Here is a 13,319-nt window from a genome sequence, read left to right as displayed (position 1 = left end):
TCGCCCTGAGGAGGGCGAGTGAGCCGGAGGGGCGCGCGGATTTCAGCGGGGAGAACGCGCGGAGGTCGCGAGGTACGAGCGACCGAGCACGACCGACCGGTGGAAACCGCTGAGGCGCCCCGGAGGCGAACCGAGCCGCAAAAAGCGGCTGAAGCACCCCGGAGGGCGAACCGAGCCGCAAAAAGCGGCTGAAGCACCCCGGAGGGCGAACCGAGCCGCAAAGGAAGGGTGGGGTTAACCCCCCTTCGAACAGGCCAATGAACACCATGGCCGCTCCTCGTGTCTTGCCCGCATGCTGGTCTCATGACTGGAACCCGACTCGCAGAACGGACAGTGCCCATGGCCACGGACCACCGACCCGGGCGTTACGACGAGCGCGCGGACCGGCGGCGGATCGTGCCGGGGGCTCTGCGCGCGCCGTTCGAGGGGCGTACGTGGCGCGAGTTCTGGTATTTGATGCTGAGCTTGCCGATCAGCATCGTCTTCTTCACTTTCGCGGTGGCGGCGCTCTCTCTGAGTGCCGGGCTGCTGATCACTTTTGTGGGTGTGCCGATTCTGGCGGCGAGTCTGGCGGCGGGCCGGGGGTTCGGGGCGCTGGAGCGGACCCGGGCGCGGCTGCTGCTGGGCCACCATGTGGACGCTCCGGAGCCGCTGCGGCCTCGGTCGGGCGGGATGATGGCGTGGATCGGGGCGGTGCTGAAGAGCGGCACGTCGTGGCGGCATCTGCTCTATGCGCTGCTGCATTTCCCGTGGGCGGTGACGGCTTTCACGGCGGCGCTGACGTTGTGGTCGGTGGGCTGGTCGATGCTGGCGTATCCGCTGTGGATGTGGACGCTGCCGGAGTACGGCGATCAGCCGGGGATTCAGCTCTACGGTGACGGCAAGGGTACGGAGGTCTTCCTGGACACGCCGTTCGAGGTCGCCGCGACGTCGGCGGCGGGGCTGGCGCTGGTTCTGGTGACGGCTCAGTTGATCAGGGGCTTCGCCTATGTGGACCGGGTGATGGTGGGCGGGCTGCTGGGGCCGTCGCGGCTGGCGGAGCGGGTGGTGGAGCTGGAGTCGGACCGGGGGGTCGTGGTGGACACGGCGGCGGCGGATCTGCGCCGGATCGAGCGGGATCTCCATGACGGCGCCCAGGCGCGGCTGGTGGCGCTGGCGATGGATCTGGGGCTGGCGAAGGAGAAGTTGCTGGAGGATCCGGACGCGGCGGCTTCGATGGTGGACGAGGCGCATGGCGAGGTGAAGCTGGCGCTTCAGGAGCTGCGGGATCTGGCGCGCGGCATCCATCCGGCGGTGCTGACGGACCGCGGTCTGGACGCGGCGCTCTCCTCGGTGTCGTCCCGCTGCACCGTCCCGGTGTCGGTGGATGTGGATCTGGCGGCGCGGCCCGCTCCGGCGATCGAGGGGATCGCCTATTTCACGGTGTCGGAGCTGTTGCAGAACGTCAGTAAGCACTCGGGGGCCCGTAAGGCGAGTGTCGAGGTGTGGCGGTCGGAGAACCGGCTGATGATCCAGGTGATGGATGACGGTCGGGGCGGGGCTGATGTGACGGCGGGCAGTGGTCTGGCGGGGCTGGCGGAGCGGCTGGGCTCGGTGGACGGGATCCTGGCGGTGGATTCGCCGGTGGGCGGTCCGACGACGGTGATCGCGGAGCTGCCCTGGCGCGGCTGAGGGCGGAGGTACGGCGGCGGGCGCCGGGGCGGAGTGTTCCCCCGGCGCCCGCCGCCGTATGCCGTTCGGGCCACCGGGCACGGACGGTCCCGCGCCCGGTACCGGGGCGCTTCACCGCCGGGTCGGCGGGTGCCGTCGGGTCGGCGGGCTTGTCGTACCCCTATTCCGGCGGGCTTCCGGTGGCCGTTTCCCCCCTATCGCAGTGCGTTGTCCACAGGCTCCCCACGCCCGATCCGAATACTGGGATGCTGGGGAGCGGAAGAAGTCGTGTGAAGCGGCGGGCCGGTACGGATGGACATGGGGGAACGGGGCAGTGGTGGAAGACGGCAGGGTGCGGGTGGTCATCGCCGAGGATTCGGTGCTGCTGCGGGAGGGCCTGACGAGGCTGCTGACGGACCGCGGGCACGAGGTGGTCGCGGGCGTGGGTGACGGTGACGCCCTGGTGAAGACGGTGGGCGAGCTGGCGGCGGCGGGAGCGCTGCCGGATGTGGTGGTGGCGGATGTCCGGATGCCGCCGACGCATACGGACGAGGGGGTCCGGGCGGCGGTGCGGCTGCGCCGGGACCATCCGGGGATAGGGGTCCTGGTCCTCTCACAGTATGTGGAGGAGCGGTATGCGACGGAGTTGTTGGCGGGCAGCAGCCGCGGTGTGGGCTATCTGCTGAAGGACCGGGTCGCCGAGGTCCGCGAGTTCGTTGACGCGGTGGTCCGGGTGGCGACGGGCGGTACGGCGCTGGACCCCGAGGTGGTGGCCCAGCTGCTGGGGCGGAGCCGTAAGCAGGACGTGCTGGCGAAGCTGACGCCCCGGGAGCGGGAGGTCCTCGGTCTGATGGCGGAGGGCCGGACGAACTCGGCGATCGCCAAGCAGCTGGTGGTGAGTGACGGGGCGGTCGAGAAGCATGTGAGCAACATCTTCCAGAAGCTCGGCCTGTCGCCCAGTGACGGGGATCACCGCAGGGTGCTGGCCGTGCTGACGTATCTCAACTCGTAGCGGCCTGATCTTTCGTCAGTCTCCGGGCCGGGTGGCGGGTCCTACTACCAAAGGACGAGCGGGGAGTGTCCTCTCGGACAGCGCCCCAAGCGGGGTGAAATATGACATATCACGACAAATTTTTGTCTCATATTCCAGTCCAGCATATGAGCGGTACGGGGAAGGTGACCCTTACCGACGTAGGGTTGCACGTGGAACGGCCAGTGGGACGGCCGGCCCCAGCAGCCGCCTCAAGGGAGGTCCAGTTCAGTGACCAGCCAGGTCAGTAGCCCAGCCGAGCATGCCGACGAGGCTGACGGGGTCAGTGGGACCGGCGACGCCACCGAGGCGGTTGTCGGTGAACAGCGCGTTCCCGGCGCGGACGGCGACGAGCCGTCCCCGGCCGGCGACCCGCCCGTGAAGGAGGTCCGCAAGCTGGACCGGGTGATCATCCGGTTCGCGGGCGACTCCGGCGACGGTATGCAGCTCACCGGTGACCGCTTCACCTCCGAGACCGCGTCCTTCGGCAACGACCTCTCGACGCTGCCGAACTTCCCCGCCGAGATCCGCGCCCCCGCCGGGACCCTGCCCGGGGTCTCCAGCTTCCAGCTGCACTTCGCGGACCACGACATCCTGACCCCCGGCGACGCGCCCAATGTGCTCGTCGCGATGAACCCGGCCGCCCTGAAGGCGAACATCGGCGACGTCCCGCGCGGCGGCGAGATCATCGTCAATACGGACGAGTTCGCCAAGCGGGCCATGGCCAAGGTCGGCTATGACGTCTCGCCGCTGGACGACGGCTCCCTCGACGCCTACCACGTCCACCCGGTGCCGCTGACGACGCTCACGATCGAGGCGCTGAAGGACTTCGGGCTCTCCCGCAAGGAGGCCGAGCGCTCCAAGAACATGTTCGCGCTCGGTCTGTTGAGCTGGATGTACCACCGGCCCACCGAGGGCACGGAAGCCTTCCTGCGGACCAAGTTCGCCAAGAAGCCGACCATCGCCGAGGCGAATATCGCCGCCTTCCGCGCGGGCTGGAACTTCGGCGAGACGACCGAGGACTTCGCCGTCTCGTACGAGGTGGCGCCGGCCACCAAGGCGTTCCCCACCGGGACGTATCGCAATATCTCCGGCAATCTGGCGCTGTCGCTCGGTCTGGTCGCCGCGGGCCGCCAGGCGGATCTGCCGCTCTACCTGGGCTCGTATCCGATCACCCCGGCCTCCGACATCCTGCACGAGCTGTCCAAGCACAAGAACTTCGGTGTGCGGACGTTCCAGGCGGAGGACGAGATCGCCGGGATCGGCGCGGCGCTCGGCGCCGCCTTCGGCGGGTCCCTCGCGGTCACCACCACCTCCGGTCCGGGTGTCGCCCTGAAGTCCGAGACGATCGGGCTCGCGGTCTCCCTGGAGCTGCCGATGGTGATCGTGGACATCCAGCGCGGCGGCCCCTCCACCGGTCTGCCGACCAAGACCGAGCAGGCGGATCTGCTGCAGGCGATGTACGGCCGCAACGGCGAGGCGCCGGTGCCCGTGGTCGCCCCGCGGACCCCCGCGGACTGCTTCGACGCCGCCATCGACGCCGCCCGGATCGCCCTGGCCTACCGCACCCCGGTCTTTCTGCTCTCCGACGGCTATCTGGCCAACGGCTCCGAGCCGTGGCGGGTCCCGGAGCCGGACGAGCTGCCCGATCTGCGGGTCCGCTTCGCCACCGGCCCCAACCACGAACTCGCCGACGGTACCGAGGTCTTCTGGCCCTACAAGCGCGACCCGGAGACGCTGGCCCGTCCCTGGGCCGTACCGGGCACACCCGGTCTCGAACACCGCATCGGCGGTATCGAGAAGCAGGACGGTACGGGCAATATCTCCTACGACCCGGCCAACCACGACTTCATGGTCCGCACCCGCCAGGCCAAGGTGGACGGGATCGCCGTTCCCGACCTGGAGGTCGACGACCCGGACGGCGCGACGACCCTGGTCCTCGGCTGGGGCTCCACCTACGGCCCGATCACCGCGGCCGTCCGGCGGCTGCGGGCGGCGGGCGCCCCGATCGCCCAGGCCCATCTGCGCCATCTCAACCCCTTCCCGAAGAACCTCGGTGAGGTGCTCGGCCACTACCGCAAGGTCGTCGTGCCGGAGATGAACCTCGGCCAGCTCGCCACCCTGATCCGGGCGAAGTACCTGGTCGACGCGATCAGCTACAACCAGGTGAACGGCATGCCGTTCAAGGCCGAGCAGCTCGCCACGGCTCTCAAGGAGGCCATCGATGACTGAGACCGCCGCGCATCCCGCGACCACGGCCGCCCAGGCCACCGGCCCCGGGTCCGGTCTGCTCTCCCTGGTCCCCAAGGCCGAGGCCAAGCAGTCCATGAAGGACTTCAAGTCCGACCAGGAGGTCCGCTGGTGCCCGGGCTGCGGTGACTACGCCATCCTGGCGGCCGTCCAGGGCTTCATGCCCGAACTCGGCCTCGCCAAGGAGAACATCGTCTTCGTCTCCGGCATCGGCTGCTCCTCCCGCTTCCCGTACTACATGAACACCTACGGGATGCACTCGATCCACGGCCGGGCCCCGTCGATCGCGACCGGGCTCTCCACCTCCCGCCGCGACCTCAGCGTCTGGGTGGTCACCGGCGACGGAGACGCGCTCTCCATCGGCGGCAACCATCTGATCCACGCCCTGCGGCGGAACGTCAATCTGAAGATCCTGCTCTTCAACAACCGGATCTACGGTCTGACCAAGGGCCAGTACAGCCCCACCTCCGAGGTCGGCAAGATCACCAAGTCGACCCCGATGGGCTCGCTGGACGCCCCGTTCAACCCGGTGTCGCTGGCGCTGGGCGCGGAGGCGACCTTCGTGGCGCGTACGGTCGACTCCGACCGCAAGCACCTCACCTCGGTCCTGCGCGCCGCCGCGGACCACGAGGGCACCGCCCTGGTGGAGATCTACCAGAACTGCAATATCTTCAACGACGGCGCCTTCGAGGTCCTCAAGGACAAGCAGCAGGCGGAGGAGGCGGTGATCCGGCTGGAGCACGGTCAGCCGATCCGCTTCGGCGCCGAAGGCGCCAAGGGCGTCGTCCGGAACCCGGCGACGGGCGATCTGGAGGTCGTCGAGGTCACCCCGGAGAACGAGTCGCGGGTGCTGGTCCACGACGCCCACAGCACCTCGCCGACCACGGCCTTCGCGCTCTCCCGGCTGGCCGACGCGGACACCCTGCACCACACCCCGATCGGTGTGCTGCGCTCCGTCCGCCGCCCGGTGTACGACACGCTGATGGCGGACCAGCTGGACCGGGCCGTCGAGCAGTACGGCAAGGGCGATCTGTCGTCGCTGCTCCAGGGCAATGACACCTGGACGGTCGTGGGCTGATCCCCGGGCGACAGCCGCCGGGGCGATCCGGCGGCCACCGCCCGAGCTTGTCGAAGCCGCCTTCACCACACGTCTCGTGTGGTGAAGGCGGCTTCGTCGCAGGCGGTGGATCCGGCCGCGCCCGGCACCGCCCCGAGAGCGTCCCGCACTCGCCCCGTCCATCCCGTCCATCCCGCCCGTCCCGTCATGACCTTATTTCGGTACGGGCATGACAGCCCGGTCTCCGGGCGCGTACCGTCGTCGCGGTACGGGTACGGCACGCGCGGTGCGACGAGGGACCGGGGGAATCGGTGTCGGGGTCGGGGTCGGGGGAATCAGTGTCATCGGACGGCGAGCAGCGCGCGGGTCTGCTGTACGGGATCGGCGCCTACGGGATGTGGGGCCTCGTCCCCCTCTTCTGGCCGCTGCTGAAGCCGGCCGGGGCAACCGAGATCCTGGCCCACCGGATGACCTGGTCACTGGTGGTGGTCGCCCTCGCGCTGCTGGCGCTGAAGCGGTGGCGCTGGATCCGGGAACTCCTCGGCGATCCCCGCAAGCTGGGGCTGATCACGGTGGCGGCCGTGGTCATCTCCGTCAACTGGGGCCTCTACATCTGGTCCGTGAACAACGGCCGGGTGGTGGAGGCGTCCCTCGGCTACTTCATCAACCCGCTGGTCACCATAGCCATGGGTGTACTGCTGCTGAAGGAACGACTGCGGCCCGCGCAGTGGGCGGCGGTCGGGATCGGCTTCTCGGCCGTCCTGGTCCTGGCGGTCGGCTACGGCCAGCCGCCGTGGATCTCCCTCGTACTCGCCTTCTCCTTCGCCACCTACGGCCTGGCGAAGAAGAAGACGAATATCGGCGGGCTGGAGTCGCTGGCGGCCGAGACCGCGATCCTCTTCCTCCCGGCACTGGGCTATCTGATCTGGCTGGCGGCCCAAGGCGAACTGTCGTTCGGCGCCGAGGGCACCGGGCACATGCTGCTGCTCGCGTCGACCGGCCTGGTGACCGCCGTACCGCTGGTCTGTTTCGGCGCGGCGGCGATCCGGGTTCCGCTGTCGACGCTGGGGTTGCTCCAGTATCTGGCGCCGGTCTCCCAGTTCCTGCTGGGTGTCCTCTACTTCCACGAGGCGATGCCCGCCGAGCGCTGGGCCGGGTTCGGGCTGGTGTGGCTGGCGCTCTCCGTGCTGACCTGGGACGCGCTGCGGACGGCCCGGCGTTCGAGGGAGCGGGCCGAGTCGCTGCGGGCGGCGGGCGACCCGGCCGTCCCGGCACCGCCCGAGGCGCCCGCGCCGCTGCCCGGGCCCCCGGCCCGTACCGAACCGGCCTCCTGAGGTCCGGCAGGCGAGCGGGACAACGGCCCGGCAGACCGGCGGACCGGCAGTTCGGCCGGTCCGCAGGTCCAGCGGGTCGGCAGGTCCAGCCGGTCGGCGCACCGGGCGCCGGGGCCGTACTCCCGCCCCCACCGCAGTGGCCCAATCCGCCACCCGACCGGCCCACCCGTCCGCCCCACCCCGGGCCGCCGTCCTCCGCCGGTGTTACGACCGGAGTACGGGTCCCGGGTACGCCGGGACCGTCAGCGGACGGAGTGCCGACATGTCCCAGCCCCTGCCCCTGGCCCTCGACGTCGACTTCGGCGCGGGCATCTCCCAGGCGTGGAACGCGGTGGCCGCCTTCATACCCAAGTTCATCGGCTTCCTCGCCATCCTGCTCATAGGCTGGTTCATCGCCAAGCTGATAGCCCGGGTGGTGGACCGGCTGCTGCGCAGGGTCGGCTCCGAGAAGCTCGCGGAGCGCAGCGGCGCCACACACGCCCTGCGGAACTCCTCGTACGACGCCACCGGCATCCTGACCAAGGTCATCTATTTCGGGCTGCTGCTGATCGTGCTCCAGCTGGCCTTCGGGGTCTTCGGCCCCAACCCGATCAGTGTGATGATCCAGGCGGTGGTCGCCTGGCTGCCCAGGGCCGTGGTGGCGCTGGTGATCGTGGTGGTCGCGATGGCCATCGCCCGCGCGGTGCGCGAGATCATCAACGACGCCCTCAGCGGTACCTCGTACGGCAAGGTCCTCGCCACGATCGCCTGGGCGTTCATCGTGGCGCTCGGCGCGATCGCCGCCCTCGGCCAGGCCGGGATCGCGACCGCGATCACCGGCCCCCTGCTGCTGGCGACGCTCGGCACGGTCGCGGGCATCCTGATCGTGGGTGTCGGCGGCGGACTCATCGGGCCGATGCGCTCGCGCTGGGAGAACTGGCTGACGCGCGCCGAGTCGGAGACGGCGGGCGCGCGGGACAGCCTCGGCGCGTACCAGCGGGGCCGTTCGGACGCGGCGGCCGGTCAGCCCGCGCCCGGGACGCGGACGGCGCCCGGGGCGACCGGCCGCCCGGACGCCCGGGGCGACCAGGGACGACGCGGCGACGAAGGTCCGTACGACCCGATGTAGCCCGGACTGTCGGCGGGGGCGTACGGTCCCGGACCGTACTCCCCCGGCGCCTGACGGGCCCGGGTCAGCGGCCGAGCAGATCGTGTTCGCGTACCAGCCAGCAGATCGCGGTCAGCCGCAGCGTCGCGAAGTCGTAGCCGACCGGCTCGGTCCACTCGGTCTCCGTGAGCCAGTCCGTGAAGCCGAGGGCGTAGTCGGCGAGATCCTCCCGCCGTACGTCGGCGGACTCCGCCCCGACCTCGCGCGCACCCGTACCCGTGCCCCGCGCCCCGCGCCGCTGCCGGGGCACCAGCGCGTCCCGGACGTCGGCCGCGTGCTGGTCGACGGCGGCGACGAGCCCGGGGTCGAAGGAGAACTCCGAGAGCCGGGGCAGATACATCGCGACGACACCCACCAGCGGACAGTCGGCGGCCGGTCCCGGGCCGGGCGAAGCGGGTGGGGGCTGGTCCATCGTCCCACCGTACGCGCCCAACAAGTAGGGGCATACGTGACATTCGTCGCAGCTCTCACCCGGTGTGCCCCCCTCGGAGCCGCCTCGCCGACCGCCCGGCCGTACGCGCCCCCGGCCCTCCGCAGGTCGGCCGCCGGGCGGTCCGGCTCCGGAAGCGGTCAGCTCCCGACCCGTACGCCCCCGGACGGAACCCCGCCCTCCGGAGGCTCTCCGGCCGCCGCGCCCCGGCCCGTACCGCCGACCGCGCCTCGGTGCGGATCACCGGCCGGATCACCGGCCGAGCCGCCGCCGGGGCCGTCTTCCGCGCCGGTGTGCCCGGTCGGCCGACCGGCGCGCAGGCCCACGGCCGCCACCACGGTTCCGGCGATCACCATCACCAGCGGCACCACGAGTCCCGCACGGAACGCCTCCATCCGCCCGTCGCCGCCCATGAGCCCGTAGACCGCCGTCACCGCCGAGATACCGACCGCGCCGCCGAACTGCATCGCGGTCTGGAGCAGTCCGCCCGCGAGCCCCTGCTCCTCGGCCGGCACCCCGTCGGTGGCGGCGATGGTCATCGGCCCGATGCCCAGTCCGAACGCGACCCCGGCGAGGGTGAGCGCAGGCAGCATCGCGAGATACGACCAGTCGGCGCCGACCGGCAGGAACAGGGCGTACGAGACGACCGCGACGACAAAGCTCGCGAAGATCACCCGGGCGGTGCCGAAACGATTCACCAGGATCGGGGTGACGGTCGGCGCGAGGATCACGTCGATCCCGGCGACCAGGAGCGCGAGCGACGTCTGGAGGGACGTCCAGCCCCGCTCCTCCTGGAGATAGAGCGTGACCATGAACTGGAAGCCGAAGAACGCGCCGAAGAGGAGCATCATCCCGGTGTCGGCCCGGACCATGGCCGCGTTGCGCAGAATGCCAAGCCGGACCAGAGGGACGGCGGTCCGGCGCTCGATCCGGACGAACAACCAGGTCAGCAGCGACCCGGCGGCGACCACGGCAAGGGTGAACCCCCAGCCCGCGAGACCGTGTTCGAGCCGGATGATGCCGTAGACCAGGAGCAGCATCGCTCCGGCGGCCGTGACGGCGCCGGGCAGGTCGAAGCCGCCGGTACGGGGTGGGATCCGGTCGGCGGGCAGCAGCCGGAGCGCCCCCGCGAGGATCAGTACGGCGAGGACGACGGGGGCGAAGAAGACCCAGCGCCAGCCGATCTCGGTGAGGAGTCCGCCGATGACCAGACCGAGGGAGAAGCCGCCCGCCGACGTTCCGGCGTAGATCATCAGGGCTTTGTTCCGCTGTCGGCCCGCCTGGTAGGAGGTGGTGATCAGGGAGAGCGACGCGGGGGTCATGAACGCGGCGGCCACCCCGGTGACGAAGCGGGAGAGCACCAGCATCCAGCCCTCCGTGGCGAAGCCGCCGAGGCCGGAGAAGGCGATGAAGACGACCAGCCAGAGCAGGAACATCCGGCGGCGGCCCAGCAGATCGGCCGCCCGGCCGCCGAGCAGGGTGAAGCCCGCGTAGCCGAGGACGTACCCGCTGACGACCCAGGCGGCGGTACCGGTGGAGAGGCCCAGATCGGCCCGGATGGCGGGGACGGCGACGGCGAGCATCGCGACGTCGATGCCCTCCAGGAAGACCGTGCCGCACAGGACGGCGAGCATCGCCCGGGCCCGCCCGGACATGCCCGGGGACCGCCCGGCGGCGGCCGGGCCGGTAGACCCGGCAGGTGGCGGCAGGGACGGAGACGGGGGCTCGGACGGGGGCGGGGATGCGGACATCGGCTGACTCCGGGCGTACGCCATCGGGGCATGCCGGGAAGACGGACATGCCGGAGGAAGGGGAGCTGGTTACTCGCCTGAGGGTCGGTTCCCTCTGGTAACCGACTCGATCCTCCGGCAGGATGAGGTCCGGCGGAAGGAGGCACTTTGAAGTCACCCGGTTACCTGGGAGTGACCGAGTTCGAGGACGACGGCGACCCGGACCCGTTCCAGTGGGACGCCCGCGAGGACTGCGAGGTCCGGCAGATCCTCGACCGGATCGCGGACAAGTGGTCGCTCCTGGTCATCGCCCTGCTCGACAGCAGGGTCGTCCGGTTCACGGAGCTGCGCCGGGAGATCGACGGGATCAGCCAGCGCATGCTGACGGTGACCCTGCGCCAGCTGGAGCGGGACGGGCTGGTCAGCCGTACGGTGCATCCGGTCGTACCGCCCAGGGTGGAGTACGCCCTCACGGAGCTGGGCTGCACCCTGCACACCACCATCCGCTCGCTCGTCACCTGGACCGAGCGGCACCAGAACGAGATCGCGGCGGCCCGGGCCTCCTACGACGCCCGCGACGACGCCCAAGACACCCAAGGGGTGCCGCGGCCCGCCGACCGGACCGCGGCACCCCGGCTCTAGGGCCGGACCCCGGGCGTCCCGCCCCCGGTCCGGGTCCGGAGGGCCCGCCCGGTCAGCGGCCCGCCAGCAGGCGCAGGAGCCGGGCCACCTCCGCCGCGACACCTTCGCGCGCGGGACCGAGGTACGTACGGGGGTCGACGGTGTCGGGGCGGGCGTGGAGGCAGTCGCGTACGGCCCGGGTGAACGTCCTGTTCAGATGGGTGGAGATATTCACCTTGGTCATCCCCGCCGAGACCGCCGCGGCGAGACCGTCGTCGCCGACCCCGGACGAGCCGTGCAGGACGAGGGGGACGGAGAGGGTGCTCCGGAGGCGGGCGACGAGGTCGAAGTCCAGTACGGCGTCCCGGGTTCGCATGGCGTGGGAGCTGCCGACGGCGACCGCCAGGGCGTCCACGGCGGTCTCGGCGAGGAACGCTCCGGCCTCCTCCGGATCGGTCCGGACTCCGGGCGCGTGCGCGCCGTCCTTGCCGCCGATCTCGCCCAGCTCCGCCTCGACCCAGACGTCGGCGCGATGGCAGTACTCCGTGATCTCGCGGGTGGCGGCCAGATTCCGCTCGTAGGGCAGCCCGGACGCGTCGAACATGACGGAGGGGAACCCGAGGCCGACGGCTTCCCGGATCAGTTCGGGCGAGGTCGCGTGGTCGAGATGGACCGCGACCGGGACGCTCGCGGCCCGGGCGACGGCGAGTGACGCGAGGCCGATCGGAGCGAGCGAGCCGTGGTAGCGGGCGGTGTTCTCACTGATCTGGAGGACGACGGGGAGACCGGCCGCCTCCGCTCCGGCGACGATGGCGTGGGCGTGCTCGATCTGGACCACGTTGAACGCCCCGACGCCGGACTGCTCCCGGTACGCGGGGTCCATGATCTCGTCAGTGGTCGAAAGAGGCATCGGCGCTCTCCCCGGAGACGGTGGTACGGAACGGGGCGCGGGGTCGGTGGCGGGGCCGGTCGCGCGGGACGGCGGCGACCTCACGCACGGCCGCCGCCCAGGACCACGGAACGGGTCAGATTGCGCGGGCGGTCGGGGTCGCAGCCGCGCGCCTCCGCCTGCGCGACGGCCAGCCGCTGGGCCAGGACGAGGTCCGCCAGCGGGTCGAGGCCGGTGGGGAGCCCGGCTTCCGAGCCCGCGACGAGCACTCCGCCCACCCGGGCGATGTCGTCGGCCAGCCCCGGGGGCGTCGGGCCGAAGATCCAGACGACGCGGCCGGGGCCGGTGACGCCGATCGGCCCGTGCCGGTACTCCATCGCGGGGTACGCCTCGGTCCACGCCCCGGCGGCCTCGCGCAGCTTGAGGGCGGCCTCCAGCGCCAGCCCGTAGGTCCATCCGCTGCCGAGGAAGGTGAGCTGTCCGGCCGTACGAACCTCCGGGGGCAGCTCCCGGGCGACCGTCCGCCGCGCGTCGGAGATCGCCTTTTCCAGCGGATGTACGCCCGCGGGGAGCGCGCCTTCCGCCTCCAGGTGGGCGCGCAGCAGCGCCAGGGCGGTGGTGGCGAAGCGGGTCTGGACCACCGACTCCTCGTCGGCGAAGTCGAGTACGGCGGCGGCGTCGGCCTCCTGGGGGACGGGGGTCCCGGCGACGGCCGTGATCACCCCGACCGGCGCGGCGCCCTTCACCCGGGTGAGCAGGTCGAGGACCTCGGTCGTCGTCCCGGACCGGGTGATGGCGAGGATCCGGTCGTAGCGGCGGCCGTACGGGAACTCCGAGGCCGCCCAGGCGTCGGTCTCGCCGTGGCCGCCCCCCTCACGGAGGCCGGCATACGCCTGGGCCATGAACCAGGAGGTGCCGCAGCCGACGACGGCGACCCGCTCGCCCCGGCGGGGCAGGACATCGCGGTACAGATCCAGCGCCTCCCGGGCCCGCAGCCAGTTGTCGGGCTGCGAGGTGATTTCGCGGGCGGTACGGGACGTGGCCGAGGCAGACATGCCAAAGGGCTCCTTCTGGCGATCGGGCCGCGCAGCCACGGACCCACCCGGATGCATTAATCTGCACAGTAGCGAGTAGTTTCGAGCAACTTCAAGCAGAAACTTGCAGGAAATTTGATCGCGTGC

At 71.2% G+C, this 13,319-nt stretch carries 11 protein-coding genes; 7 read left to right on the top strand and 4 right to left on the bottom strand.

The window, feature by feature from the left end; all coding sequences use genetic code 11:
• Positions 1-339 precede the first annotated feature (339 nt).
• The 6 genes from ABZ714_RS08485 to ABZ714_RS08460 all read left to right on the top strand — a co-directional run bounded on the left by ABZ714_RS08485 (position 340) and on the right by ABZ714_RS08460 (position 8,429).
• Positions 340-1,671 carry a sensor domain-containing protein gene (locus tag ABZ714_RS08485; protein WP_358824384.1) on the top strand — a complete coding sequence of 444 codons (1,332 nt, stop codon included), beginning with the start codon at positions 340-342 and terminating at the stop codon, positions 1,669-1,671.
• Positions 1,672-2,002: 331 nt separating this feature from the next.
• A complete protein-coding gene (locus ABZ714_RS08480; protein WP_358824447.1) occupies positions 2,003-2,662 on the top strand; it encodes a response regulator transcription factor in 660 nt (219 codons plus the stop codon).
• A 249-nt stretch (positions 2,663-2,911) separates the two neighbouring features.
• Complete coding sequence (locus ABZ714_RS08475; protein ID WP_358824383.1) at positions 2,912-4,912, top strand: 2-oxoacid:acceptor oxidoreductase subunit alpha; 2,001 nt, start codon at positions 2,912-2,914, stop codon at positions 4,910-4,912.
• A gap of 94 nt (positions 4,913-5,006) precedes the next feature.
• The gene (locus ABZ714_RS08470) at positions 5,007-6,008 is read left to right on the top strand and encodes a 2-oxoacid:ferredoxin oxidoreductase subunit beta (protein WP_358824446.1); all 1,002 of its coding nucleotides are present in this window, start codon (positions 5,007-5,009) and stop codon (positions 6,006-6,008) included.
• A gap of 317 nt (positions 6,009-6,325) precedes the next feature.
• Positions 6,326-7,321: an EamA family transporter RarD gene (gene rarD / locus ABZ714_RS08465; protein ID WP_358824382.1), complete on the top strand. Its 996-nt coding sequence runs from the start codon at positions 6,326-6,328 to the stop codon at positions 7,319-7,321.
• A gap of 262 nt (positions 7,322-7,583) precedes the next feature.
• Positions 7,584-8,429: a hypothetical protein gene (locus ABZ714_RS08460; protein ID WP_358824381.1), complete on the top strand. Its 846-nt coding sequence runs from the start codon at positions 7,584-7,586 to the stop codon at positions 8,427-8,429.
• Positions 8,430-8,493: 64 nt separating this feature from the next.
• On the opposite strand, the gene ABZ714_RS08455 is transcribed toward ABZ714_RS08460, so the two are convergent.
• Together ABZ714_RS08455 and ABZ714_RS08450 are read right to left on the bottom strand one after the other, a co-directional pair.
• Positions 8,494-8,880: a DUF6401 family natural product biosynthesis protein gene (locus ABZ714_RS08455; RefSeq protein ID WP_358824380.1), complete on the bottom strand. Its 387-nt coding sequence runs from the start codon at positions 8,878-8,880 to the stop codon at positions 8,494-8,496.
• Positions 8,881-9,038: 158 nt separating this feature from the next.
• Positions 9,039-10,553: an MFS transporter gene (locus ABZ714_RS08450; RefSeq protein ID WP_358824379.1), complete on the bottom strand. Its 1,515-nt coding sequence runs from the start codon at positions 10,551-10,553 to the stop codon at positions 9,039-9,041.
• Positions 10,554-10,820: 267 nt separating this feature from the next.
• On the opposite strand from ABZ714_RS08450, the gene ABZ714_RS08445 reads away from it, so the two are divergent.
• Positions 10,821-11,270, top strand: a complete 450-nt coding sequence (locus ABZ714_RS08445; protein ID WP_358824445.1) for a helix-turn-helix domain-containing protein — start codon at positions 10,821-10,823, stop codon at positions 11,268-11,270.
• 52 nt (positions 11,271-11,322) lie between these two features.
• On the opposite strand, the gene ABZ714_RS08440 is transcribed toward ABZ714_RS08445, so the two are convergent.
• Together ABZ714_RS08440 and ABZ714_RS08435 are read right to left on the bottom strand one after the other, a co-directional pair.
• Entirely contained in the window at positions 11,323-12,159 is an 837-nt protein-coding gene (locus tag ABZ714_RS08440; RefSeq protein WP_358824378.1) for a class II fructose-bisphosphate aldolase, read from the bottom strand.
• An 80-nt stretch (positions 12,160-12,239) separates the two neighbouring features.
• Complete coding sequence (locus tag ABZ714_RS08435; RefSeq protein WP_358824377.1) at positions 12,240-13,193, bottom strand: sugar isomerase; 954 nt, start codon at positions 13,191-13,193, stop codon at positions 12,240-12,242.
• Positions 13,194-13,319 lie beyond the last annotated feature (126 nt).

Source organism: Streptomyces sp. NPDC006798 (assembly GCF_040635975.1).
In the GTDB taxonomy this organism is placed as follows: Bacteria; Actinomycetota; Actinomycetes; order Streptomycetales; family Streptomycetaceae; genus Streptomyces.
The sequence above is the reverse complement of the archived record's forward strand: the minus strand, read 5'-3'. Positions and strand labels throughout refer to the sequence as shown.

Excerpts from the sequence above, each read along its gene's own strand:
- ABZ714_RS08485 (WP_358824384.1), top strand. The coding sequence starts at position 340 with ATGGCCACGGACCACCGACCCGGGCGTTACGACGAGCGCGCGGACCGG.
- ABZ714_RS08470 (WP_358824446.1), top strand. The coding sequence starts at position 5,007 with ATGAAGGACTTCAAGTCCGACCAGGAGGTCCGCTGGTGCCCGGGCTGC.
- ABZ714_RS08460 (WP_358824381.1), top strand. The coding sequence starts at position 7,584 with ATGTCCCAGCCCCTGCCCCTGGCCCTCGACGTCGACTTCGGCGCGGGC.
- ABZ714_RS08455 (WP_358824380.1), bottom strand. The coding sequence starts at position 8,880 with ATGGACCAGCCCCCACCCGCTTCGCCCGGCCCGGGACCGGCCGCCGAC.
- ABZ714_RS08440 (WP_358824378.1), bottom strand. The coding sequence starts at position 12,159 with ATGCCTCTTTCGACCACTGACGAGATCATGGACCCCGCGTACCGGGAG.
- ABZ714_RS08450 (WP_358824379.1), bottom strand. The coding sequence starts at position 10,553 with ATGTCCGGGCGGGCCCGGGCGATGCTCGCCGTCCTGTGCGGCACGGTC.
- ABZ714_RS08435 (WP_358824377.1), bottom strand. The coding sequence starts at position 13,193 with ATGTCTGCCTCGGCCACGTCCCGTACCGCCCGCGAAATCACCTCGCAG.